Below are 25029 nucleotides of genomic sequence, written 5' to 3' on the forward strand. Positions count from 1 at the left end.
AAGTGCGAGGGCATTCGCCGGCGAGCCGGCGCCGACAAGGCCGGTCAGGCCACTCGGTAGCCGGGGCGGATGATCTTCAGGCTCAGGCCGCAGGTCAGGACGAAGGGCACCACCAGGGCGATGACCATGCCAATCACGAACGTCGGGATGTACTGGGGAATGATCGAGATGAACCCCGGCAGCCCACCGACACCAATGGCCGAAGCCTGGACCTTGTTCAGCGAGAGAAAGATGCTGCCCAGGGCCGAGCCGATCAGCGCGGCGTAGAAGGGAAACTTGTAGCGCAGGTTGACGCCGAACATCGCCGGCTCGGTGATGCCGAAGTAGGCGGAAATCGCCGAGGTCGAGGCCATGCTGCGATCACGAGCGTTGCGGCTCATGGTGAACACCGCCAGGGCTGCGCTGCCCTGTGCCAGGTTGGACATGACGATCATCGGCCAGATAAAGGTGCCGCCCTGGGTGGCGATCAGTTGCAGGTCGACGGCCAGGAACATGTGGTGCATGCCGGTGATCACCAGCGGTGCGTAGAGCAGGCCGAAGATGGCGCCCCCGAGCACAGGAGCCAGGTCGAACAGGGTGACCACGCCTTCGGTGATGAGGATTCCCAAGTGCCGGGTCACCGGCCCGATGATCGCCAGGGCCAGTACGCCGGTGACCACGATGGTGGTGATGGGTACCACCAGCAGGGTGATGGCGTTGGGCACCCGGGCGCGCAGCCATTTTTCGATCACGCTCATCACATAGGCCGCCAGCAGGATCGGCAGGATCTGCCCCTGATAGCCGACCTTCTCGATCTGGAACAGACCGAAGATGTCGAAGTACGGCAGGCTCTGGCCGTCCAGCCCAGCCACGGCCTTGCCATAGTTCCAGGCATTGAGCAGGTCCGGGTGGACCAGCATCAGCCCCAGGACAATGCCGAGGATCTCGCTGCCGCCAAAGCGCTTGGCCGCCGACCAGCCCACCAGGGCCGGCAGGAACACGAAGGAGGTGTTGGCCATCAGGTTGATCAGGCTCCAGAGCCCATCCAGCCCCGGGTACGCCTCAAGCAGGGTCTTGCCCTCGATGAACATGCCCTTGGCGCCCAGCAGGTTGTTCACCCCCATCAGCAGGCCGGCGATGATCAGGGCCGGCAGGATGGGCATGAACACATCGGAGAACACCCGCACCAGACGCTGCATGGCGTTGGTCTTTTCCGCGCCCTTCTGCTTCACATCGGCAATGGTGGAAACCGCGAGGCCCGTCTGCTCACGCAGGGCCGCGTAGACCTTCTCTACCTCGCCAGGGCCGATCACCACCTGGAACAGGCCACCGGTGAAGAACGAACCCTTGACCAGATCGATCTGGTTGAGGGTGGCGCTGTCGACCAGGCTCGGGTCCTTGAGGGCCAGGCGCAGGCGGGTCACGCAATGGGCCGCCTGTTCGAGGTTGTCGGCGCCACCGAGGCTGTGCAGCAACTCGCTGGCGATCGTTGAATAGTCGTGGCTCATGCTTGTTCTTCCACCTGAGATTTTTGTTATTGGCAGCACGCCGAGGGGCAAATTACTCGTCTGTACGAGTTAAATCAACAACTCGTACAGACGAGTTTGAAATTTTCTTCCGGCGTGGCCCTGCCCCATGCTTTTTCCACCCGCTAAAGCATCACCAGGGCGCATGGACAAATGCCCCGTCCAGCCCTTAAGGTGCCTGCCTTGAGCACAGTCCGGCACAGAGCCATCCCATGAGCAAATACAACCAGATCTACAGCGATCTGCTTGCCAGCATCACCACCGAACGTCTTGAGCGTGGCGCCCGCCTGCCTTCGGAAAGCGAACTGATGGACAGCTACCAGGCCAGCCGCGGCACCGTGCGCAAGGCCATCGAACTGCTGCAGGAGCGCGGTTTCGCGCAGAAGATCCACGGCAAGGGCACCTTCGTGCTCTCGCCCAACCCCATCGAGTTCCAGCTGGGCGGCATCGTCAGCTTCCAGGAAACCTATCCACGCCTGGGGGATGACGTCAGCACCGAGGTGGTGGAGTTCAGCCAGTTCCCCCTGCAAGGCGCCCTGCGCAACCATCTGCAGGCGCAAGAAGGCAGCCTGATCACACGGATCAAGCGCGTGCGGCGAATCGACGGCAAGCGGGTGATTCTCGACATCAACCATTTTGTCGCCGAGCTGATTCCGGGGCTGGACCGAGAGATCGCCGAGCATTCGATCTACGCCTACATCGAACAGACCCTGCAACTGAACATCAGCTATGCCCAGCGCACCATCGAGGCCAGCCCGCGGAGCAAGGACGACCAGCAACTGCTCGACCTGGACGGCCAGAGCCATGTGATCGTGGTAAGCAACCAGACCTTTCTCCAGGACGGGCGGCAGTTCGAGTACACCGAATCTCGGCACACCCTGGACAAGTTCTACTTCTCCGACGTGGCCCGGCGCTAAGCCATACCCCGTCAGCCCAACAGGGCCACCAGCTCACCGCTGAGGGGGCCGATGCGCTTCGACTCCTTGGCGGTGTTCACCTGCTGTGCCACCCGCGCCACCTCGATCACCGGGTGCTTGAGAGGGTAACCGCCCTTGCTGTCCAGCCAGCTCAGGACCTCCGCCAGATGCCACAGCGAGGTGCTGCCCTCATGGATCGCCAGGGGAAAACTGTCGGCGTGGCCGAGCATCAGCTTGCGCATGTTCTGCCGTGACACGCCGACGATCTCGGCGATCTCGCTGAGGCCGACAAAGTCCGGGCTGGCCTCCACCAGCCGCGCCTCGGGGATGATGCGCTTGATATCCCCCAGGGCACTGAGCAGCGCCGCTTCGGCACTCTCGGCCTCGCGACTGAACTCCAGGGCCAGGCGCCCGGCCAGACCGGTGCCCACCAGGGCGTCGGTGCAGCCCGCCGCACCGAGGCGCTCCACCAGTTGCAGCGGATCGCAGCCCTCCAGCGGCAGCAGATAGTTGAGGGTGAACAGGTATTCCATGGTGCTTACTCCTGACGGGCTGCCGGCGCCTTGGCCCCACGCAGCTGATTCACGGTGCAGTTGTCGATCACCCGGCATAGCGCCCGGGCGTGCTGGGTCGGGTTCTTCGGCGTACGCCAGACACTGGTGATGCAGAACTCGCCGCAGCGGCACACTTCGTTGTTGTACGGGCAGTAGATCCGCCCCCACGCATGGCCACCACCGACCTCGATTCGCCAGCCCTGCCATTCGGCGTAGCGCAGGGCCATTTCAATGTCCTTCTTGGGATGAGTTGCACGAGCCATCCATAGCCTCCAGTATCGCCAGTCATGCATGGTTGTCAACTGACAACCTTATGCAATCCGATCAAACCCGCGCCACGAACAAGCCGCAGCAAAAACAGCGGGGGGAGACCCAAGGGTAGAGAGAAGCACGGGGCAGAGCGCCGAACATGTCTTACGTTATATTGCCGGAAGGTGAAAAAGCAGCGTTTCTAAAGGTTCTGCAACACAAATGCCGATGTGTAACGGATTCAATCTCCGCAGAAACGACAATGGCGACCGATCCCCGAAGGTCCCGATCGCCATTGGTTAAAGCCAGTGGATCAAGCGCCGATCACTCGGCCCCGATCATTCCCACTCAATCGTTGCCGGCGGCTTGCTCGACACGTCGTAAGTGACGCGGGAGATGCCTTCGATTTCGTTGATGATCCGGCCGCTGACGGTTTCCAGCAGCTCGTAAGGCAGGTGCGCCCAACGGGCGGTCATGAAGTCGATGGTTTCCACCGCGCGCAGGGCCACGACCCAGGCGTAACGACGCCCATCGCCGACCACGCCGACGGATTTCACTGGCTGGAACACGACGAATGCCTGGCTGACCTTGTGGTACCAGTCGGCCTTGCGCAGTTCTTCGATGAAGATGTGGTCAGCGCGACGCAGCAGGTCGGCGTATTCCTTCTTCACTTCACCCAGGATGCGCACACCCAGGCCCGGACCCGGGAACGGGTGACGGTAGACCATGTCGTACGGCAGGCCCAGCTCCAGGCCCAGACGGCGGACTTCGTCCTTGAACAGCTCGCGCAGCGGTTCAACCAGCTTGAGGTTCATTTCTTCCGGCAGGCCGCCCACGTTGTGGTGCGACTTGATCACGTGGGCCTTGCCGCTTTTCGCGCCAGCCGACTCGATCACGTCCGGGTAGATGGTGCCCTGGGCCAGGTACTTGATGTTTTCCAGCTTGCAGGATTCGGCATCGAACACGTCGATGAAGGTACGGCCGATGATCTTGCGCTTCTTCTCAGGGTCCGACTCGCCGGCCAGGTTGTTGAGGAACTGCTCCTCGGCGTTGGCGCGGATCACCTTGACGCCCATGTTCTCGGCGAACATGGCCATCACTTGCTCGCCTTCGTGCAGGCGCAGGAGGCCGTTGTCGACGAAAACGCAGGTCAGCTGGTCGCCGATGGCCTTGTGCAGCAGGGCCGCGACCACCGAGGAGTCGACACCGCCGGACAGGCCCAGCAGGACGTTGTCGGTGCCGACCTGGGCACGGATCTGGGCAATGGCGTCTTCGGCGATCTTCGACGGGGTCCACAGCGCTTCACAGCCGCAGATGTCGAGGATGAAGCGCGACAGGATGCGGCCGCCCTGCTTGGTGTGGGTCACTTCTGGGTGGAACTGCACGCCGTAGTAGCGCAGGTCATCGTTGAACATGCCGGCAATCGGGCAGCTCGGGGTGCTGGCCAGGATGTGGAAATCCTTTGGCATCTTGGTGACCTTGTCACCGTGGCTCATCCACACGTCGAGACCGAACAGGCCGTCGGCGTCGACGTGGTCTTCGATGCCGTCCAGCAGGCGGCTCTTGCCGACCACATCAACCCGGGCATAACCGAATTCGCGCAGCTCGGAACCTTCGACCTTGCCGCCCATTTGCTCGGCCATGGTCTGCATGCCGTAGCAGATGCCGAAGACCGGAACGCCCAGGTCGAACACCGCTTGTGGGCAGCGAGGGCTGTTGGCTTCGTGCACGGACTCGGGACCGCCGGCGAGGATGACGCCTTTGGGAGCGAATTCGCGGATCGCTTCGTCGTCCATGTCGAACGGATGCAGTTCGCAGTAGACCCCGATCTCGCGCACGCGGCGGGCGATCAATTGGGTGTACTGGGAACCGAAGTCGAGGATCAGAATGCGGTGGGCGTGAATGTCGAGGGCCATGGTCAGTCTCGTCTAATTTCAGAAACGACACGGGGCTGAAAAACACAGCCCCGGTTACTAAATTCGTCAATCGCCTCCAAGCCTGGGCCTGGAGGCGATCACTATCAACCTACGCGATAGTTTGGCGCTTCCTTGGTGATCTGCACGTCGTGGACGTGGGATTCAGCCATGCCGGCGCCGGTGATGCGGACAAACTCCGGCTTGGTGCGCATTTCTTCGATGTTGGCGCTACCGGTGTAGCCCATGGAAGAACGCAGGCCGCCCATCAGTTGATGGATGATCGCGGTCAGGGAGCCCTTGTACGGCACGCGACCTTCGATCCCTTCCGGCACCAGCTTCTCGGCACCCGCGGAGGAGTCCTGGAAGTAGCGGTCGGAAGAGCCCTGGGCCTGGGACATGGCGCCCAGGGAACCCATGCCACGGTAAGCCTTGTAGGAACGACCCTGGAACAGTTCGATCTCGCCCGGCGCCTCTTCGGTACCGGCGAACATCGAGCCCATCATCACGCAGGACGCACCGGCCACGATGGCCTTGGACAGGTCACCGGAGAAACGGATACCGCCGTCGGCGATCAGCGGAACGCCCGTGCCGACCAGTGCCGCTGCAACATTGGCGATCGCGCTGATTTGCGGCACGCCAACACCTGCAACGATACGGGTGGTGCAGATCGAACCAGGGCCGATACCAACCTTGACCGCGTCGGCGCCGGCTTCGGCCAGGGCCTTGGCTGCAGCGCCAGTGGCGATGTTGCCGCCGATCACCTGCACTTGCGGGAAGTTCTCTTTGACCCAGCGAACGCGGTCGATCACGCCTTTGGAGTGACCGTGGGCGGTGTCGACCACCACCACGTCGACGCCGGCGTTGACCAGCGCTGCAACGCGATCGCCGGTGTCTTTACCAGTACCGACCGCAGCGCCTACACGCAGACGACCTTGATCGTCCTTACTGGCCAGTGGGTAAGCCTTGGCTTTTTCGATGTCGTTGACGGTCATCATGCCCTTGAGGGTGAAGGCGTCGTCGACGATCAGCACGCGCTCGATGCGATGCTTGTGCAGCAGTTCGCGGACGGCGGTCTTATCGGCGCCTTCCTTGACGGTGACCAGACGCTCTTTAGGCGTCATCACTTCGCGGACGCTGACGTCCAGACGGCTTTCGAAACGCACGTCGCGGGAAGTCACGATGCCCACCAGATCGCCGTTGTGCAGCACGGGCACACCGGAGATGTTGTGCATGTTGGTCAGTTCGAGCAGATCACGCACGGTGGCGTCGGCTTCGATGGTGATGGGGTCTTTGACCACACCGGCTTCGAAACGCTTGACCTTGCGCACTTCGGCAGCTTGCTGCTCGATGGTCATGTTCTTGTGGATGATGCCGATGCCGCCTTCCTGAGCCATGGCGATTGCCAGACGGGCTTCAGTGACGGTGTCCATGGCGGCGGAAACCAGTGGAATATTCAGCTCGATGCCACGGGTCAAACGGGTCTTTAGACTGACTTCATTAGGCAGTACTTCGGAATAACCGGGCACTAAGAGGATGTCGTCGAAGGTGAGGGCTTCTTGGCTGATACGCAGCATCGCGGGGGCTCCCGGGCGGGAAAATGGAAGCGCGCCATTATACTCAGACACCTACCCGGGCTCAATGTAAAACTCTGTCTAATATCACTGGAGTGATAGATGGAGATATCAGCGCGCTACAACTCGACCTTGACCCAACTTATCGGTTGATCCAGCCACTCGGCGAACTCGTCGATAAAACTCTGTTTGAAACCCGCTTCGGCCCAGTTGTTGAAGATAAAGCCCAAGTTGGAAAAGCCGCATTCCTGAAGAAACAGAAAGCCGTTGATGTCATCTTCATGACCGCACTCGGGACAGGTGAAGTTATCGGTGCGCCCCGGCATCCAGTCTTCCAGGCTCTCGAACAGCGCTTCACCCACTTCCTGGCGGCATTCGGCACAGCCGGCTTCTTCGAGAAAGCCCTTGGCCGGGGTATAGATGCAGCGCTTGGTGATGATCTCCAGACCATTGATCGGCTCGCCGAAGGGCAGCGCCTGCGGCCGCAGCACCACCTCCCGTGCCCCCGGCGCAATCGCATGGCCCATGCGATTGCCGGTGCGCCCGCACGTGCTCAGGGTTTCCTCGACGATGTTCTTGCGCACCAGCCAACGCACAATGGCCCGAGCCCGGGGCTCGTGCACCGGCAGGGTGGAAATTTTCGGGACGAGGATGCTTTGCGAGTTCATGGATAAGCCTGAAACGTGCGGGACAGTACGAACGCTTTCGCCGGCAAGCCGGCCCCCACCATCAATTGTAGGAGCCGGCTTGCCGGCGAACGAATTTAAAGGCCCGCAGCTTAATCCCTGAACCCCGCAGGTCAAGTGCTCAGAAAGCGCCCGATCAAGGCAACACCACTGGCCAGCACCAGCCAGGTCACCAGGCGCACAAAGGCCTCCCGGGACAACCTCATGGTCAAGCGCCGTCCCACCCATAGACCCAACGCCATCGCCGGCAACAAGCACACCGCCAACAGCAGCAGCGGCAACTCGGCATAGACCCCGGCCAAGGCAAACAGACTCAAGCGCACCACGGTACTGCAACTGATCAACGCACTTTGAGTGGCCCGTGCCGGGTCCTTGGGCAAACGACTGTTCAGGTAAATGGCATATAAAAAGCCGCCACTACCGAACAAGGCGCCAAACATTCCTCCCACTATTCCCATCGGCACCGACCAGCCGGCCGCCAACTGAGCCGGGCGTACCTTCACCCACAAGCTGTAGATGGCATAGGCACTGATAAACAGCCCCATTAATAGAAGCAGCAGATCGGACTTGAGGTTGAGCAGAAAGATCACCCCCAAGGTGCAGCCCAGCGCCATGCAGGGCAGCAGGCGCAACAGCTCCGGCTTGGCCACGTCCTTGCGCGATGGCAGCAGGTTGCCGAAGGCCGCTACAAAGTCGAGCAGCACCAACAGCGGCACGATTTTCGACAACGGCATAAACAGAATCAGGACCGGTCCCGCCACCAGCGCCGTGCCGAAACCGGCGATGCCAAACACGATGTACGCCAGCGCGATGCCCAGGCCGATCGCCAACCAACCACCCGGGCCGAAAGACCACTGGTTCAAACCTTCGATTACCACGCTCATCACTGCGACTTCCCCCAAGCGGATCAGCAATGACTTTAGCCAGCGGCGAGCCTTGCGACTAATATCATCAAAGCCTTCAACCCATCGCAAAAAGGCATGCCTTGTGATTTCAACCCGTCAACTGCGCTATTTCGTGGAAATCGCCGAATGCGGCAGCTTCAGCGCTGCGGCAGAACGCCTGTTTGTCGCCCAATCAGCCCTTAGCCGGCAGATCAAGGAACTGGAAAGCCAGCTGCAAACCCCACTTTTCCAACGCACTGCCCGCCAGCCTCGGCTGACCGCCGCCGGTGAAGCCTTCCTGCCCAAGGCACGCAACCTGCTGAGCGAACTGCACAAGGCCGCCGAGCTGGCCACCCAGGTCGGCCAGGGGCAACTGGGCACTCTGCGCCTCAGTCACTCAAGCACCGTGCCCATGAGCGGCCGTCTGCTTGGAGGCATCAGCGAGTATCTACAGGCGTGCCCCGGCGCTTCGATGGACATCGTCAAGCTGTCGTCCGAGGCGCAGTTGCAAGAACTCGCCGAAGGCCGGCTGGATGCTGGCCTGCTGCGCCTGCCGGTACTGCGCCAATGCGAGGGAGTGCAAATCGTGCCCTTGTTCAGCGAACCCCTGCTGCTGGCATTGCCGCCGCAGCATCCCCTGGCCCTTGATCCTCCGGCCCACGGGGTGGAGCTTGCACAACTGCGCAACGAAGCCTTTATCTCCATCCCCCATCCCCAGCGTGGGGGCTTGAGCTACCTGTCGGCACAGCTGTGCATGAGCCAGGGTTTCTTTCCCAAAGCGGCGCGAGTGATGTCACGCAAGACCACTCAATTGCAGTTGATCCAGGCCGGTTTCGGCGTTGCCCTGCTGCCCGAATCGATGCAGGACATCGCCCCGGCCAACGTGCGTTTCCTGCCTCTGGCCGATAGCGATTGCCAGAGCACCGTCGCCCTCGCCTATCGGCAAGACCCCACACCGCTGGTGGCGCAGTTTGTCGAACAGCTGCGCAATCATTGGCAATCGAATTGCGTTGTTCCATGGACTGACAGCCCCTTAAACTGCGCCCCATGATTAAAGATCCCTTTGCACGACTCGGCCTGGACCGCGAGGTCCTCACTGTCACCCAGCTCAACGGCCGCGCCCGGGTGCTGCTCGAGGACGTGTTCAGCAATATCTGGGTCGAAGGCGAGATCTCCAACCTCGCTCGCCCGGCTTCCGGCCATGTCTACTTCACCCTCAAGGACAGCGGCGCCCAGGTGCGTTGCGCGCTGTTCCGGCAGAACGCCGCGCGGGTCCGCCAGGCACTGAAGGACGGCCTGGCGGTCAAGGTCCGGGGCAAGGTTTCGCTGTTCGAGGGGCGCGGCGACTACCAACTGATTCTCGACACCGTGGAGCCCGCCGGTGATGGTGCCCTGCGCCTGGCCTTCGATGCCCTCAAGGAAAAGCTCAGCGCCGAGGGGCTGTTCAATGCCGAACGCAAAGTGCCGTTACCGGCCCATCCACAACGCATCGGCATTATCAGCTCCCCCACTGGCGCGGTAATCCGCGACATCATCAGCGTGTTCCGCCGCCGTGCGCCCCAGGTGGCACTGACGCTGATCCCCACTGCCGTGCAAGGTCGCGAGGCCACGGCGCAGATCGTCCGGGCCCTGCAACTGGCCGATGCCCGAGGCTTCGATGCCTTGATCCTGGCTCGGGGCGGCGGCTCTCTGGAAGACCTCTGGTGCTTCAACGAAGAGGCGGTAGCCCGGGCGGTGGATGCCTGCGTGACGCCGATCGTCAGCGCCGTCGGCCATGAAACCGATGTCTCCATCAGCGATTTCGTCGCTGACGTACGGGCCCCCACCCCTTCCGCCGCTGCTGAACTGCTGGCACCCGACGCCAGTGACCTGCAACACCGCGTCGACAGCCTGCATCGCCGCCTGGTGATGCGCATCCGCGACCGGCTGATGCGCGACCGCTTGCGCCTCGACGGTCTGGCCCGCCGCCTGCGCCATCCCGGCGAACGCCTGCGCCAACAGGCACAACGCCTGGATGACCTGGATATGCGCATGCGCAGGGCCTTCGAGCGCAACCTCAATACCCGTCGCGAGCGCCTGATCCGCCTGGAAACCCGCCTCGGCGCCCAGCATCCGGGACGACAACTGGCCCTATTGCGCCAGCGCCTGGACAGCCTCGCCGAACGCCTGCCCCGAGCCATGCGCGAAGGCCTGAAAGCCCGACGCCTGCAGTTGCACAGTCAGATGCAAACCCTGCATGTGGTCAGCCCCCTGGCCACCCTGGGACGCGGCTATAGCATTCTTCTGGACGACCGCGGCCATGCCATCCGCACTGCCGCCCAGACACGCAATGGCCAGCGCCTCACCGCCCGTCTGGGCGAAGGTGAACTGCAGGTGCGAGTCGAAGACAACCACCTGACGCCTGTCACTCTTTCTCTACTGGACTGATCCATGCCGCGCTTTCTCACTTCCCTGCTGTTGCTGTGCCTGGCCTTCAACGCCAACGCCGACAGCTACATCACTCGCCTGTTGAACAAACCCGTGCCTGGTGGCGTCGCGGTAGTGGACCTGGGCAGCGCAGCCCAGGCGCCCAAGGTCAGCTACCAGGGTAAACCTGTGCTGGTGGTGAAGGAGCAGAACAACTGGCTGGCCATTGTCGGTATCCCGTTGACGGTCAAACCAGGCACCCAGCAGATCAGCGCCGGCAACCGCAGCCTGAACTTCGTGGTGGGCAGTAAAAAATACCCCGAGCAGCACATCACCCTGAAGAACCAGCGCCAGGTCAATCCAAACCCGGCAGACCTGAAACGCATCGATGGAGAACTGGCAGAGCAACTCCGTGCCTATCGCAGTTTCAGCCCCAACACCCCGAGCAACCTGCTGCTGGACAAGCCAGTGAACGGGCCGCTGTCGAGCAAGTTCGGGGTGCGCCGGTTCTTCAACGGCGAGGAGCGCAATCCCCACGCCGGCCTGGACTTCGCAGTGCCGGCAGGCACACCGATCAAGACTCCGGCAGCCGGCAAGGTGATCCTGACCGGCAACTACTTTTTCAATGGCAACACGGTGTTCGTCGACCACGGCCAGGGCTTTATCAGCATGTTCTGCCACATGTCGAAGATTGACGTGAAGGTGGGTCAGTCCCTGACTCGTGGTGCAGTGGTGGGCAAGGTGGGTTCGACCGGACGCGCTACCGGCCCGCATATGCACTGGAATATCAGCCTGAACGATGCCCGGGTCGATCCGGCAATCTTCATCGGGGCGTTTCAGCCCTGATCCCGAGCCCTGATCGCCGGCAAGCCGGCTCCCGTGAGAATTGCGCAGCCCATCACGACTGCGCAATCGTTAGTATTCTTTCAAAGAATAGCCGGCATAAAATCTCGATATAGATTCGATTTCGAGTATTCCTCTCAATTTTTTTCGACTGCTTGCCATCTCTCACCTCAGTGGTTAGGGTTGAGCACATGAAAACCTCTCACACCCTCATTCAGCGTCGTCAACACCGGAGCCTCTGCCTCGTCAGCGCACGACTGCCAGGCTGAATCGCGGTGCCTCATCCCCCTGCGTCAACACTGCACTCTTGACTCACCGGTAGGCCGCCTCTTTTCGGCCCGGACCATAAGGATTTCTCCATGACCATGCTCAAAGACCCCTCCTCCAAGTACCGCGCGTTCCCGACCATCAACTTGCCGGACCGCACCTGGCCGTCGAAGACCATCACACGCGCGCCGATCTGGTGCAGCTCGGACTTGCGTGATGGCAACCAGTCGCTGATCGAGCCGATGGATGCGGTCAAGAAGCTGCGTTTCTGGAAGACCCTGGTGGCCGTTGGCGTGAAAGAGATCGAGGCTTCGTTCCCTGCCGCCTCGCAAACCGACTTCGACTTCGTGCGCACCCTGATCGAAGGCGGCCACATCCCGGACGACACCACCATCCAGGTGCTGACCCAGGCCCGTGAAGACCTGATCGCCCGCACCTTCGAATCCTTGCGTGGTGCCAAGAAAGCCATCGTCCACCTGTACAACGCCACCAGCCCTTCGTTCCGCCGCATTGTCTTCAACCAGGACAAGGCCGGTGTGAAAGAAATCGCGGTGAACGCGGCCAAGCTGTTCGTCAAATACGCCGCCCAGCAGCCGGAAACCCAATGGCAGTTCGAATACTCGCCAGAAACCTTCAGCGCCACCGAACTGGAGTTCGCCAAGGAAGTCTGCGACGCCGTGGTGGAAGTCTGGAACGCGACGCCGACCAACAAGGTGATCCTCAACCTGCCGGCCACCGTTGAAGTGGCGACACCCAATATCTATGCCGACCAGATCGAGTGGTTCTGCCGCCACATCAACCGTCGTGACAGCGTGCTCATCAGCCTGCACACCCACAACGACCGTGGCACTGGCGTAGCCGCCACCGAGTTGGGCCTGATGGCGGGCGCCGACCGTGTCGAAGGCTGCCTGTTCGGCAACGGCGAACGTACCGGCAACGTCGATCTGGTCACCGTGGCCTTGAACCTTTACACCCAGGGTGTGAACCCGGAACTGGACTTCTCCGACATCGACGGCGTACGCAAAGTCGTGGAAGAGTGCAACCAGATTGCCGTGCATCCGCGCCATCCTTATGTCGGCGACCTGGTCCACACCGCCTTCTCCGGCTCCCACCAGGACGCGATCCGCAAGGGCTTCGCCCAGCAGAAAGCCGATGGCTTGTGGGAAGTGCCGTACTTGCCGATCGATCCGGCCGACATCGGTCGCAGCTACGAGGCGGTTATCCGCGTCAACAGTCAGTCGGGCAAAGGCGGTATCGCCTACCTGCTGGAACAGGAGTACGGCATCAGCTTGCCGCGCCGCATGCAGATCGAGTTCAGCCAGGTGGTGCAACGTGAAACCGACCGCCTGGGTCTGGAGATGACCGCCCAGCAAATCCACGCGCTGTTGCACAGCGAATACTTGCAGGCCAACACTCCGTACGCGCTGGTCAGCCATCGCCTGCAGGAAGAAAACGGCCACAGCGCCGTGGAAGTGGAAGTGTCGAGCAAGGGTCAGGGCGAAACCAACCTGAGCTGGCGCGGCAAGGGCAATGGCGCCCTGGAAGCCCTGGTGGCCGGCCTGCCGATTCCTGTAGAGATCATGGACTACAACGAACACGCCATTGGTGCGGGCACCAACGCCAAGGCTGCGGCCTACATCGAACTGCGGGTCAACGGTGAGCGTGCGGTCCACGGTGTTGGTATCGACGAAAACATCACCACTGCCAGCTTCAAGGCGCTGTTCAGTGCCCTGAACCGCTCCCTGAGCGAGCAGGAAGCCAAGGCCGCTTAAGCAGCCCTGATAAAAAGGCCCCGGGGAGTTCTGCTCCTCGGGGCCTTTTTGTATCCGGCCTTGAGCTAACAACTGGCGGTGTGTGCCTCAGGCATGCACATCAACGCTGAACATGGCCTGCAACAAAGCTGCCTGCAACACTTGCAAGGTGCTGTTGGTTACGGCGATCTGGGTCTGGATCTCCATCACTTGCTGGACTTTCTGCTCATCGCTGGCCTGACCCTTCTCGACACTGGCCAATTGCGCCTGTTGCTGTGCCAGGATCTTCTGGGTCTGTTCGATCTGCTTCTGCAGCTGCTTGACCGGATCGCCTCCGCCTTTCACCGCATCGATACTGGCATCCGAAGAGTTGACTCGCAGCTCCTGGTCTTCGGCGTCCTTGTTTTCAGCCACCGGCGCCAGCGGGCTGGTGCTGGTGGCTTCGGCCTCCCCCGTCACCGCTTTCGGCGCGGACAGCGGGTAAGGATTGACGACATTGGCATTGATGGTGGTCATGAGTGATTCCTCCTGAATGCCCGTCCTATCGGCTTTCATCCCTGAAGCTTGATATCGGCAACCTGTAAAAAAGTGTGCTGCCGCGCCCCAATCCTTCTAGGTAAACATGAAGGTATCGGCGTCGAGATTCGCGGGAAAGCGTGCTCGATAGGCCGCCAGCTCGCCGACGTTCAAACGTACCTGGAACACCCCATCCGCCTCACCCGCACTGAGCAGGGTCTCGCCCTGGTAGTCCAACACCTGGCTGTCACCGGTATACGCAAAGCCCTTGCCGTCGGTACCTACCCGGTTCACCGCAGCGACATAGCACAGGTTTTCAATGGCTCGGGCCGGCAACAAGCGGTTCCAGTGCAGCCGCCGAGCCCCGGGCCAGTTGGCGGTGTACAGCAACAGATCAGTGTCCTGGGCATCGCGGCTCCACACCGGAAAACGCAGGTCGTAGCAGATCAGCGGACGAATCCGCCACCCCTTGAGTTCGAACTGTACCTGGCGCTCACCTGGGGTGAAGTGATTGTGCTCGCCGGCCATGCGGAACAGGTGGCGCTTGTCGTAATGCCAGACTTCGCCGTCGGGACGTGCCCACAACAGGCGGTTGCGATGGCTGCCGTCCGCCGCCTGGATGATCACGCTACCAGTGATCACCGCATCGAGCTTCTTCGCCTGACAGCGCAGCCACTTGCTGGTGGGGCCGTTCTCCGCCTCCGCCAAGGTGCTGGATTCCATGGAGAATCCGGTGGTGAACATTTCCGGGAGGATGATCAGATCCGCACCGCGGGCCTGCTCCAGCAACTGCTCGAAATGCTCAAAGTTGGCCTGGCGGTCATGCCAAGCCAGGGTGGTCTGGATCAACGCCAGATTCAGATCGGGTAACGCACTCAGATCACGCATAGTTTCTCCGCTGCCTGACGCAACGTCTCCTCGCGCTTGGCAAAACACAGACGTACCAGACGCTGCCCCTGGGGCGGCGGCTGATAGAACACCGACACCGGAATGGCTGCCACGCCGTGTTCGCGGGTCATCCAGGTTGCCATGTCGACGTCATTCAAGTCTGGACGAATCTGCGAATAGTCCACCAGTTGAAAGTAGGTGCCGGCCACCCGGGTAAAGCTGAAGCGCGAAGGGCTCAGCAAGTCGCAGAACAGATCACGCTTGGCCTGGTAGAAGGCCGGTAGCTGCTCGACATGTTCCGGGCATTCGGCCATGAAGTCCGCCAGAGCGTACTGCAAAGGGGTCACGCCGCAGAAGCTGACATATTGATGCACCTTGCGCAGCTCGGCGCTCAAGGCCGGTGGCGCTACGACATAACCGGTCTTCCAGCCGGTCACGTGGTAGGTCTTGCCGAAGGAGCTGACGACGAAAGCCCGCGGATACAGCTCCTCGTGGGCCAAAACGCTGACATGGGGGACACCGTCAAACACCAGGTGCTCATAGACCTCATCGCTGACCAGGTAGATGTCGCGATCACGGATCAACGCTGCCAGTTGATCCAGTTCGGCACGGCTGATCAAGGCTCCACTGGGGTTGTGCGGCGTGTTCAGAATGATCATCCGCGTACGCGGACTCAGGGCTTCGCCAAGTTTCTGCCAGTCGATGGCAAAGTCATCAAGGCCCAGTTGCACATGCACGCAACGGCCGCCGGCCAGTTCCACTGCCGGCTCATAACTGTCGTAACAGGGATCGAAAACGATGACCTCGTCACCGCGCTGAATCACCGCCTGGATGGCACAGAAAATGGCCTGGGTGGCGCCCGGGGTGATGGTCACTTCGCTGTCGGCATTGACCTCGACGCCATAGCAGCGAGCGATTTTCGCCGCCACCTGTTGGCGCAAGGCCGGCAATCCGGTCATGGGTGCGTATTGGTTGTGGCCATTGGCGATATGCCGTCCAACCGCGTCACGCAAGGCTTGGGGACCCTCGAAATCAGGGAAGCCCTGGGACAGATTGAGCGCTCCGGTTTCAACCGCGAGCTGGGACATCTGCGTGAAGATGGTGGTGCCGACATTCGGCAGCTTACTGGTGATCATGAGGATTCCCTGCTGAACACCCGGCTCTACGACGGCGCGGGAGGTCCCGAGAATAGCCCAAACACCGGGCATGAAAAAGGGCGCATAAAGCGCCCTCTTACCCACACAAATCCCGGTCGCTCAGCGCTTGTCGCGGCGCTTCTTGTCGGCCTTCTTGTGGTGCGACATCAAACGACGCTTCTTGTTGACCTGGCGGTCGGTCAGCGTGTTCTTGTTGCCTTCGTACGGGTTCTCGCCACCCTTGAACTCGATACGAATCGGTGTGCCCACCAGCTTCAGTACGCGACGGTAGGTGTTTTCCAGGTAACGCACGTAGGACTTCGGTACCTTCTCCACCTGGTTGCCGTGAATCACGATCAGCGGCGGGTTGGCACCGCCCAAGTGGGCGTAGCGCAGCTTGATCCGACGGTTGTTGACCATGGGCGGCGCGTGCTCGCCAACGGCGTCTTCGAGAATCTGCGTCAGGCGGCTGGTCGGCCAGCGGGTCACCGCCGACTTGAAGGAGTTCTGCACCGACTGGTAGAGGTTGCCCACGCCGGTTCCGTGCAAGGCCGAGATGAAGTGGATATCGGCGAAGTCGACGAAGAACAACCGGCGCTGCAGCTCGGTCTTCACATAGTCGCGCTCGCTTGGCTGCATGCCGTCCCACTTGTTCAGGGCGATCACCAGGGCCCGACCGGCTTCCAGGGCGAAGCCCAGCAGGTTCAAGTCGTGGTCCACCACCCCTTCCCGGGCGTCCATGACAAAGATCACCACGTTGGCGTCTTTGATCGCTTGCAGGGTTTTGACCACCGAGAACTTTTCAACTTCCTCGTGGATCTTGCCGCGCTTGCGCACACCAGCGGTGTCGATCAGCGTGTACTTCTCGTCGTTACGCTCGAACGGGATGTAGATACTGTCGCGGGTGGTGCCGGGCTGGTCGTAGACGATGACCCGGTCTTCACCGAGCATGCGGTTGACCAGCGTGGATTTACCCACGTTGGGGCGGCCGATGATGGCGATCTTGATCCCGTCTTTCTCGCTCGGACCAGGAATGCGCTTGGCTTCCTCGCCTTCGGCGACGATCTCTTCCTCGCCTTCTTCCGGCTCGTCGGCGTCATCCTTGGGGAACTCGCTCAGGGCGATTTCCAGCATCTGGGTGATGCCGCGGCCATGAGCACCAGCGATTGGAATCGCATCGCCCATACCCAGTGGCGCGAACTCGGCGCGGGCCATGTCCGGGTCGATGTTGTCGACCTTGTTGGCGATCACATAGGAGGTCTTGTTACGTTTGCGCAGGTGTTCGCCAATCATCTGGTCGGCCGCGGTAAACCCGGCCTTGGCGTCCACCAGGAACAACACCACATCAGCTTCTTCGATAGCCAGCAGCGACTGCTCGGCCATCTTTTCATCCATGCCATGTTCGTCACCGGAAATACCACCGGTGTCGATCAGAATATAGGTACGCCCTTGCCACTTGGCCTCACCGTATTGGCGATCACGGGTCAGACCGGACAGGTCGCCAACAATAGCGTCGCGAGTCCGAGTCAGGCGGTTGAACAAGGTGGACTTGCCGACGTTAGGTCGGCCCACCAGGGCGATTACGGGAACCATGCGGCTCTCCACTGCGTTAATTGCGAAAATACAAAAGCCGCTGCGAGGCAGCGGCTGGTGCTCGGGGCAGCACCTTGAAGTGCTGCGAACCTTGTCGAGACAAGGCCGCTTGGGGAATCAACCCCAAGCATAGTCAAACCATTACTTGATGGTCAGGGCTTCCAGTTTGCCGCTGTTGCCATACACATAAATCATGTCGCCCACCACCAGCGGACGAGCGCGCAAGCCGTCGCTATCGATGCGGGTACGGCCGACGAAACGACCGTCCACCTGACTCAGCAGGTGCAGGTAACCTTCCAGGTCACCCACCGCTACGTAGCTGGAGAAGACTTCCGGGGCCGACAGTTGACGACGGGCCAGGGAGTCGTTGCTCCACAGGGCCGTAGTCGAACGCTCGTCCACGCCTTCCACGGTGCCCGACGACAGGCTGACATAGACGCTGCCAAAACCTTGCGCCACACCGGCATAGCTGGAAGCGTCACGCTGCCACAGCGGACGACCGCTCTCCAGGTCCAGGGCAACCACACGTCCCTGATAGCTGGCGACGTACAGGGTACCGCCGGACAGCAGCAAGCCGCCGTCGATGTCCACTACCCGATCCAGCTCGGAACGGCCTTGTGGAATAGCGACACGCTGCTCCCACACCGGCACGCCGTTGCGGATATCCAGCGCCACCACCTTGCCAGTGGAGAGACCGGCCAGGGCCAGACGGTTGGTGGCCAACGGCGCACTGGTGCCCCGCAGGGTCAGTACTGCTGGAGTGCTGTCGTAGAGCCAGAGCTGGTTGCCGGTGCTGGCATCGAGGCCAATCACACGGTCATCCTGAGTCTGGACCACGACCACGTCACCGTTGGTCGCCGGCGGAGCCAGCACTTCACTGGTGACCCGGGAGCGCCACTTCTCTTCACCGCTGGAAGCATCCAGGGCAACCACTTCGCCTTTCAGAGTGCCGATCATGACCAGGCCGTAACCCACGCCGACGGCGCCGGAAACAGGCAGTTCGAGATCTTTCTTCCATTTGACGTCGCCGTTCATGCGATCCATGGAAACCACAACGCCAGTGACGTCGGCGGCATAGATGGTGTCACCATCGATCGCCGGCACCAGCATGTTGTAGGTTTCGCCCTGACCGTCACCGATCGAACGGCTCCACTGCTTCTGCAGGACCACTTCTTCTTTGAAGTCGACCAGTTCAGCCGGCGGCAGTTCTTTCTTGCTATTGCTGCTGCAACCCGCGGCCAACAAGGCCAGGGCCAGCAATGCTGCATGTTTCCAACGGATCACGTCATGCATCCCCTTTGGCCAGGTCGTCCAGCTTGATTTGTAAGCCACCGACCGCCGCCTCATCCGAGAGCGCCGCCTTGGCTTTTTGGTATGCCGCATGGGCTTCATCCACACGGCCCAACTGGACCAGCAGATCACCCTTGAGTTCTTCGCGGGTCGCCAGGAACGCCTTGTCGGCATCACCCTCGAGCAGCTTCAAGGCCTCGTCAGCCTTGTTCTGCGCCGCCAGCACCTGGGCCAGACGCTGGCGCGCCACTTCACCCAGAGCCGGGCTCGCCGGCTTGTCGAGCACTGCTTTGAGCTGCGCCGCTGCGTCGTCCAGCTTGCCGGTGTCCACGGCTACCTTGGCCACGAACAGGTTGCCGTATTGCGCGTAGGCAGTACCGCCGAACTCGCTGTTGAGCTTGCCGGCCAGGTCTGCAACCCGGGCGGCGTCAGGCTTGCCATCTGGCGTCAGGGTGGTTTCCAGCAGTTGCTGATAGAGCACCGAAGCACCTTGCGACTGATTGTTCTGATACTTGTGCCAGGCCTGCCAGCCGAACACGATAACCAAGGCCAACAGGCCGCCAGTCACCAGGGGTTTGCCGTTGCGCTGCCACCAGTCTTTCAATTCCGCCAGCTGTTCATCTTCGGTACTCGACACCCCAATACTCCTTATTCGCTAAATCGGCTGTTTGACAGCTTCAACCCTGCACGATGCAGGTGGCCAGGTGCGCGGCGAGCGCATCCCAGGCAATGCTTTGTTGTTCACCCTGGCCACGCAGGGGTTTGAAACCTACCACTTGCTGGGCCAGTTCGTCGTCACCAAGGATCAGCGCGTACAACGCACCGCTCTTGTCGGCCTTCTTGAATTGGCTCTTGAAGCTGCCGGCACCGGCATTGATCTGCAGACGCAGGTTCGGCAATTGGTCTCGAACGCGCTCACTCAGCGCCAGTGCGGCCAGTTCGGCAGCCTCGCCGAAGGCGCAGAGGTAAACGTCGACCTGACGCGAGATTTCTTGCGGGATCTGCTCCAGGGTTTCCAGCAGCAGCACCAGACGTTCGATCCCCATGGCGAAGCCAACACCCGGTGTAGGTTTGCCACCCATTTGCTCGACCAGCCCGTCGTAACGGCCGCCGGCACACACTGTGCCCTGGGCGCCGAGCTTGTCGGTGACCCATTCGAAAACGGTCTTGCTGTAGTAATCCAGCCCGCGCACCAGCTTCGGGTTGATCACATAAGGGATACCCGCGGCGTCCAGACGGGCCTTGAGCCCCTCGAAGTGCACACGGGACTCTTCGTCCAGGTAGTCGGCCAGCTTGGGCGCGTCCACCAGTACGGCTTGAGTGTCCGGATTCTTGGTATCGAGCACGCGCAGCGGATTGGTCTTCAGGCGACGCTGGCTGTCTTCGTCCAGCTTGTCCATGCGCGCCGACAGGAACGCCACCAGCGCGTCGCGATAACGTGCGCGAGCCTCAGCAGTGCCCAGGCTGTTCAGTTCGAGCTTGACCGCATCACGGATGCCCAGCTCGCCCCACAGGCGCCAGGTCAGCACGATCAGCTCAGCATCAATGTCCGGACCGTCGAGGTTGAAAACCTCGCAACCGATCTGGTGGAACTGGCGATAACGGCCTTTCTGCGGGCGCTCGTGACGGAACATCGGGCCGATGTACCAGAGCTTCTGCACCTGGCCACCGCCAGTGATGCCGTGCTCGAGTACAGCGCGGACGCACGCCGCAGTGCCTTCCGGACGCAGGGTCAGGGAATCACCGTTGCGGTCTTCGAAGGTGTACATCTCTTTTTCGACGATGTCGGTCACTTCACCGATGGAGCGCTTGAACAGCTCGGTGAATTCGACGATCGGCATGCGGATCTGCTTATAGCCGTAGTTATCCAGCAGACGCGCCACAGTGCCCTCGAAATAACGCCACAGGGGCGTCTGCTCGGGCAGGATGTCATTCATGCCACGAATGGCTTGCAGAGACTTGCTCACAAAAAATCCTTAAATACGTTCGGTTAGCCGCGAGCGATAAGCGCTGCGTCGGCTTCGACCTTTTCGGCCGCCTTCTGCCGGATCAGCTTTTCAAGCTCGTCCACCAGATTGTCATTGGTCAGTTTCTGTGCAGGCTTGCCGTCGATGTAGATCAGATTCGGCGTACCACCGGTCAGGCCGATATGCGCCTCTTTGGCTTCACCCGGACCGTTGACCACACAACCGATCACTGCGACATCCAACGGCACCAGCAAGTCTTCCAGGCGCCCTTCCAGTTCGTTCATGGTTTTCACCACATCGAAATTCTGCCGCGAGCAGCTCGGGCAAGCGATGAAGTTGATGCCACGGGAACGCAGGTGCAGGGACTTGAGAATGTCGTAGCCGACCTTCACTTCCTCGACCGGGTCGGCCGCCAACGAGATGCGAATGGTATCGCCAATGCCTTCGGCCAGCAGCATACCGAGGCCGACGGCGGATTTCACCGTGCCTGAACGCAATCCGCCGGCTTCGGTGATCCCCAGGTGCAGAGGCTGGATGATTTCCTTGGCCAGCAAGCGATAGGCTTCGACGGCCATAAACACGTCGGACGCCTTCACGCTGACCTTGAAGTCCTGGAAATTCAGGCGTTCAAGGTGCTCGACGTGGCGCAGTGCCGACTCAACCAGCGCTGCTGGAGTCGGTTCGCCGTACTTTTTCTGCAGATCTTTTTCCAGGGAGCCGGCGTTGACCCCGATACGGATCGGAATTCCGCGGTCACGGGCGGCATCCACCACCGCACGCACCCGATCTTCGCGACCGATGTTGCCGGGGTTGATCCGCAGGCAATCGACACCCAGCTCGGCTACGCGCAGGGCGATCTTGTAGTCGAAGTGAATGTCGGCCACCAGCGGCACCTTGACCTGCTGCTTGATGCGACCGAACGCCTCGGCGGCGTCCATGTCCGGCACCGAGACCCGCACGATGTCGACACCGGCAGCTTCAAGGCGGTTGATCTGGGCGACGGTTGCGGCCACGTCGTTGGTGTCGCTGTTGGTCATGCTCTGCACCGCAATCGGGGCATCGCCACCGACCGGTACCGAGCCGACCCAGATCTTGCGGGACTCGCGACGTTTGATTGGAGATTCGCCGTGCATGACTTATTGACCTAACTTCAGGCGAGCGGTCTCGCCACTGGTGAACGGGGCGATATCCACCGCCTGACCGTTGTAAGAAATTTGTGCGCCACGGGCATACCCCAGACGTACGGCAAAAGGCGGCTTGCCGCTAACATCGACCGTTTCACCCTTGCGCTTCAGGGCACTGAGCAGAATCTTGCCGTTGCCATCGATGACCTGGGCCCAGCAGTCGGCACTGAACTGGATCTGCACCTGGCCCGCCCCAGCAACCGGAGAGGTAGGCGCCGCTGCAGTGGCAGGATTCGCTGGCGTAGCGGGTACGGCAGCCGGAACCGGCGCCTGAACTGCAGGTGCGCTGACAACGGGCGCAACGGTCGGGGCGGTATGCGCAGGAGCGGTTGGGGCCGCAGGAGTCGCAACCGGAGCCGACGTTGCAGGCGCCACTGGATTGGCTGGCGCCTCAGCAGCAGCCAGGCTCTGAGTTTGCGCGGCGTTGTCCTGGGCTTCGCTCTGACCTTCGGCGACGGCCTGGTCTTCCGGCTCGTCGATTGGATGGATCTGCGTGGTGCCATCGGCACCCTCAACCTCAACGTGCTCGGGACTCAAGGAGATCGGCTCCTTGCCGCGCAAGGAGGACTGATCCTGCCACCAGATGAAACCGCCACCCACCACGGCCACCAACAGCAGCAAGCTGACGATGCGCAGGATGGTGTGGGAAACCCGTACCGGCTCTTCGATACGACCCAGAGCGTGAACGCTGCTGCCTTGGGAGTCGGTACCGGTGTATTGATCGAATTCCTGTACCAGGATGGCCTGGTCCATGCCCAGCAATTTGGCGTAGGCACGGATATAGCCGCGAGCAAAGGTATGCCCTGGCAGTTTGTCGAACGCGCCGGCTTCCAGATTGCTCAGGGAGCTCACGGTGAGGTTGAGCTTGTGGGCCACTTCAGCCAGCGACCAACCATTGCTTTCGCGGGCCTGACGCAGGGTCTCACCGGGGTTTACGCGAGTCACTGCTTGAACTTCGGGATGCGCCGCTTTCATCATTGCTCCGACAGGTATTGCTGATATTCCGGCGTACCGGGATAAAGTCGTTTTAGTTGCAGGCCGTAACTGGCGGCCTTGTCGCGATCTTCGAACACCGTTGCCAGCCGAACGCCGAGCAATAGACTACGTGCATTTTGCTCGCCGAGCAGGCTAAAACGATCGTAATAGTCGCGCGCGGGCACATAATGCCTGTCTTCGTAAGACAACTCAGCCATTTCCAGCAATGCGCGGGGCTGTTGGTGATTCAGGCGCAGGGCTTTTTCCAGTTGCAGTTGGGCCAGCTCACGCTGGCCCAGCTTGGAAGCGGTCATACCGAGGTTTTCGAACACCCGGGAACGCTCGGGGTACAGAGTATCAGCAGCGGCCTGCTCGAAGCGCTGATAAGCCTCTTTGTAACGTTTTTCTTCGAACAGGAAGCTGCCGTAGTTATTGAGGATACGCGCACTGTCCGGACGCGCCGCCAGGGCTTGGCGAAAGTGCTCATCGGCCAGCGCAGGTTCCATCTCGGCCTGGAACACCAGCGCAAGGGCGGCGTTGGCATCAGCATCGGCAGGCGCCAGCTCCAGGGCCTTTTTCAACGGCACCTTGGCCCTTTCGCTCATCCCCTGCTGCAGATACCCCAGGCCCAGCTGTACGTAGGCCTCGCGCGCCTCATCGCGGCCCTTGCTGGTGTTCATCGGACTGGAATCACCCGACAGAACACAGCCAGCACAGAGACTGGCAACAAGCAGGAGCAGCGCGAAGCGCAGGGTCATGGAGATCCTCTCTCAGGTACGGGTCGCGGCGCTTTGCGGCATATCGGCGTCGGCGCTCAGCTCACGCACGGCGATATAACGTTCGCTACGGCGGGTGCGATCCAGCACCTGCCCGACCAACTGACCGCAGGCGGCATCGATGTCTTCACCGCGAGTCGTGCGCACGGTGACATTGAAGCCGGCATGATGCAGTTGGTCCTGGAAACGACGAATGGCGTTGTTGCTCGGACGCTCGTAACCGGAATGAGGGAACGGGTTGAACGGGATCAGGTTGATCTTGCAAGGAATGTCCTTGAGCAACTCGATCATCTCAACCGCGTGTTCCAGCTTGTCGTTGACGTCCTTGAGCAGGGTGTACTCGATGGTCAGCACGCGCTTCTCGCCCAAGGAGGACATGTAGCGCTGGCAGGACTCCAGGAGCATCTTCAGCGGGTACTTCTTGTTGATTGGCACCAGCTGGTTGCGCAGCGCATCGTTAGGTGCGTGCAGGGACAACGCCAGGGACACGTCGATGTGCTTGGCCAGCTCATCGATCATCGGCACCACGCCGGAGGTGGACAGGGTCACACGGCGCTTGGAAATGCCGTAGCCCAGGTCGTCCATCATCAGGTGCATGGCGGCGATGACGTTGTCGAAGTTCAGCAGCGGCTCACCCATGCCCATCATCACCACGTTGGTGATGGCACGGTCGACGGTTGCCGGGACGCTGCCAAAGGATTTGTTGGCAATCCACACCTGGCCGATGACTTCGGCGGCGGTGAGGTTGCTATTGAAGCCTTGCTTGCCGGTGGAGCAGAAACTGCAATCCAGGGCACAGCCTGCCTGGGACGAAACGCACAGAGTGCCGCGCTTGCCCTGGGGAATGTACACGGTCTCGACGCAGCTGCCGGACGCCACGCGCACCACCCATTTGCGGGTGCCGTCGCTGGAGATGTCCTCGCTGACCACTTCCGGACCGCGAATCTCGGCAACGGCCTTGAGCTTCTCGCGCAAGGCCTTGCCGACATTCGTCATGGCGTCGAAATCATCGACGCCAAAGTGGTGAATCCATTTCATTACCTGACCGGCACGGAAACGCTTCTCCCCGATTGAGTCGAAGAATTTCTCCATTTCCGGTTGAGTCAACCCCAACAGGTTAGTTTTGCCGATCGATGTAGTCATGGTCTCACCCCT

General features: G+C 61.1%; 23 protein-coding genes. 5 read left to right on the top strand and 18 right to left on the bottom strand.

The window, feature by feature from the left end:
• Positions 1 to 44: 44 nt before the first annotated feature.
• On the bottom strand, positions 45 to 1487 hold the full coding sequence (gene treP, locus PFZ56_RS29550) for a PTS system trehalose-specific EIIBC component (protein ID WP_102880797.1): 1443 nt from the start codon (positions 1485 to 1487) through the stop codon (positions 45 to 47).
• A gap of 230 nt (positions 1488 to 1717) precedes the next feature.
• On the opposite strand from treP, the gene treR reads away from it, so the two are divergent.
• Entirely contained in the window at positions 1718 to 2422 is a 705-nt protein-coding gene (gene treR, locus PFZ56_RS29555; protein WP_110597127.1) for a trehalose operon repressor, read from the top strand.
• Between the two features lie 11 nt (positions 2423 to 2433).
• On the opposite strand, the gene PFZ56_RS29560 is transcribed toward treR, so the two are convergent.
• The 6 genes from PFZ56_RS29560 to PFZ56_RS29585 all read right to left on the bottom strand — a co-directional run bounded on the left by PFZ56_RS29560 (position 2434) and on the right by PFZ56_RS29585 (position 8282).
• Positions 2434 to 2955, bottom strand: a complete 522-nt coding sequence (locus PFZ56_RS29560; RefSeq protein ID WP_102860416.1) for an AlpA family transcriptional regulator — start codon at positions 2953 to 2955, stop codon at positions 2434 to 2436.
• A 5-nt stretch (positions 2956 to 2960) separates the two neighbouring features.
• Positions 2961 to 3239: a hypothetical protein gene (locus PFZ56_RS29565; protein ID WP_102880799.1), complete on the bottom strand. Its 279-nt coding sequence runs from the start codon at positions 3237 to 3239 to the stop codon at positions 2961 to 2963.
• Positions 3240 to 3563: 324 nt separating this feature from the next.
• A complete protein-coding gene (guaA, locus tag PFZ56_RS29570; protein WP_102860414.1) occupies positions 3564 to 5141 on the bottom strand; it encodes a glutamine-hydrolyzing GMP synthase in 1578 nt (525 codons plus the stop codon).
• Between the two features lie 104 nt (positions 5142 to 5245).
• Positions 5246 to 6715, bottom strand: a complete 1470-nt coding sequence (guaB, locus tag PFZ56_RS29575) for an IMP dehydrogenase (RefSeq protein WP_016968318.1) — start codon at positions 6713 to 6715, stop codon at positions 5246 to 5248.
• Positions 6716 to 6831: 116 nt separating this feature from the next.
• Positions 6832 to 7380 (bottom strand): sugar ABC transporter ATPase, encoded by a 549-nt coding sequence (locus PFZ56_RS29580; protein ID WP_102880800.1) that lies wholly within the window; start codon positions 7378 to 7380, stop codon positions 6832 to 6834.
• A gap of 131 nt (positions 7381 to 7511) precedes the next feature.
• A complete protein-coding gene (locus tag PFZ56_RS29585; RefSeq protein ID WP_102860411.1) occupies positions 7512 to 8282 on the bottom strand; it encodes a sulfite exporter TauE/SafE family protein in 771 nt (256 codons plus the stop codon).
• A gap of 103 nt (positions 8283 to 8385) precedes the next feature.
• Here PFZ56_RS29585 and PFZ56_RS29590 point away from each other — a divergent pair, with 103 nt between their 5' ends.
• The 4 genes from PFZ56_RS29590 (at position 8386) to leuA (ending at position 13570) form a co-directional block, all read left to right on the top strand.
• Entirely contained in the window at positions 8386 to 9333 is a 948-nt protein-coding gene (locus PFZ56_RS29590; protein ID WP_170001442.1) for a LysR family transcriptional regulator, read from the top strand.
• The gene (xseA, locus tag PFZ56_RS29595; RefSeq protein WP_170001443.1) at positions 9330 to 10709 is read left to right on the top strand and encodes an exodeoxyribonuclease VII large subunit; all 1380 of its coding nucleotides are present in this window, start codon (positions 9330 to 9332) and stop codon (positions 10707 to 10709) included. The genes PFZ56_RS29590 and xseA overlap by 4 nt, the downstream gene beginning before the upstream one ends.
• Before the next feature lie 3 nt (positions 10710 to 10712).
• On the top strand, positions 10713 to 11534 hold the full coding sequence (locus PFZ56_RS29600) for a M23 family metallopeptidase (protein ID WP_102880802.1): 822 nt from the start codon (positions 10713 to 10715) through the stop codon (positions 11532 to 11534).
• A gap of 356 nt (positions 11535 to 11890) precedes the next feature.
• The gene (gene leuA, locus PFZ56_RS29605; protein ID WP_102880803.1) at positions 11891 to 13570 is read left to right on the top strand and encodes a 2-isopropylmalate synthase; all 1680 of its coding nucleotides are present in this window, start codon (positions 11891 to 11893) and stop codon (positions 13568 to 13570) included.
• Positions 13571 to 13657: 87 nt separating this feature from the next.
• Here leuA and PFZ56_RS29610 read toward each other — a convergent pair whose 3' ends face one another.
• The 11 genes from PFZ56_RS29610 to rlmN all read right to left on the bottom strand — a co-directional run bounded on the left by PFZ56_RS29610 (position 13658) and on the right by rlmN (position 25017).
• Positions 13658 to 14065: a hypothetical protein gene (locus PFZ56_RS29610; RefSeq protein WP_170001444.1), complete on the bottom strand. Its 408-nt coding sequence runs from the start codon at positions 14063 to 14065 to the stop codon at positions 13658 to 13660.
• Between the two features lie 96 nt (positions 14066 to 14161).
• Positions 14162 to 14953 (bottom strand): amidohydrolase, encoded by a 792-nt coding sequence (locus PFZ56_RS29615; RefSeq protein ID WP_170001445.1) that lies wholly within the window; start codon positions 14951 to 14953, stop codon positions 14162 to 14164.
• The gene (locus PFZ56_RS29620; protein WP_170001446.1) at positions 14941 to 16089 is read right to left on the bottom strand and encodes a pyridoxal phosphate-dependent aminotransferase; all 1149 of its coding nucleotides are present in this window, start codon (positions 16087 to 16089) and stop codon (positions 14941 to 14943) included. Before PFZ56_RS29620 ends, PFZ56_RS29615 begins: the two co-directional genes overlap by 13 nt.
• A 120-nt stretch (positions 16090 to 16209) precedes the next feature.
• Positions 16210 to 17682, bottom strand: a complete 1473-nt coding sequence (der, locus tag PFZ56_RS29625; RefSeq protein ID WP_011063203.1) for a ribosome biogenesis GTPase Der — start codon at positions 17680 to 17682, stop codon at positions 16210 to 16212.
• A 141-nt stretch (positions 17683 to 17823) separates the two neighbouring features.
• Entirely contained in the window at positions 17824 to 18975 is a 1152-nt protein-coding gene (gene bamB, locus PFZ56_RS29630) for an outer membrane protein assembly factor BamB (protein WP_102860403.1), read from the bottom strand.
• The gene (locus PFZ56_RS29635) at positions 18968 to 19609 is read right to left on the bottom strand and encodes a tetratricopeptide repeat protein (protein ID WP_102860402.1); all 642 of its coding nucleotides are present in this window, start codon (positions 19607 to 19609) and stop codon (positions 18968 to 18970) included. Before PFZ56_RS29635 ends, bamB begins: the two co-directional genes overlap by 8 nt.
• Before the next feature lie 40 nt (positions 19610 to 19649).
• Positions 19650 to 20939 carry a histidine--tRNA ligase gene (hisS, locus tag PFZ56_RS29640; protein ID WP_102860401.1) on the bottom strand — a complete coding sequence of 430 codons (1290 nt, stop codon included), beginning with the start codon at positions 20937 to 20939 and terminating at the stop codon, positions 19650 to 19652.
• Positions 20940 to 20962: 23 nt separating this feature from the next.
• Entirely contained in the window at positions 20963 to 22072 is a 1110-nt protein-coding gene (gene ispG / locus PFZ56_RS29645; protein ID WP_016968333.1) for a flavodoxin-dependent (E)-4-hydroxy-3-methylbut-2-enyl-diphosphate synthase, read from the bottom strand.
• Between the two features lie 3 nt (positions 22073 to 22075).
• A complete protein-coding gene (locus tag PFZ56_RS29650) occupies positions 22076 to 23098 on the bottom strand; it encodes a RodZ family helix-turn-helix domain-containing protein (RefSeq protein ID WP_170001447.1) in 1023 nt (340 codons plus the stop codon).
• Positions 23098 to 23856 carry a type IV pilus biogenesis/stability protein PilW gene (pilW, locus tag PFZ56_RS29655; protein WP_102860399.1) on the bottom strand — a complete coding sequence of 253 codons (759 nt, stop codon included), beginning with the start codon at positions 23854 to 23856 and terminating at the stop codon, positions 23098 to 23100. Before pilW ends, PFZ56_RS29650 begins: the two co-directional genes overlap by 1 nt.
• A gap of 12 nt (positions 23857 to 23868) precedes the next feature.
• Positions 23869 to 25017 carry a 23S rRNA (adenine(2503)-C(2))-methyltransferase RlmN gene (rlmN, locus tag PFZ56_RS29660; protein WP_102860398.1) on the bottom strand — a complete coding sequence of 383 codons (1149 nt, stop codon included), beginning with the start codon at positions 25015 to 25017 and terminating at the stop codon, positions 23869 to 23871.
• Positions 25018 to 25029 lie beyond the last annotated feature (12 nt).

This window comes from Pseudomonas danubii (assembly GCF_042980055.1).
In the GTDB taxonomy this organism is placed as follows: domain Bacteria; phylum Pseudomonadota; class Gammaproteobacteria; order Pseudomonadales; family Pseudomonadaceae; genus Aquipseudomonas; species Aquipseudomonas danubii.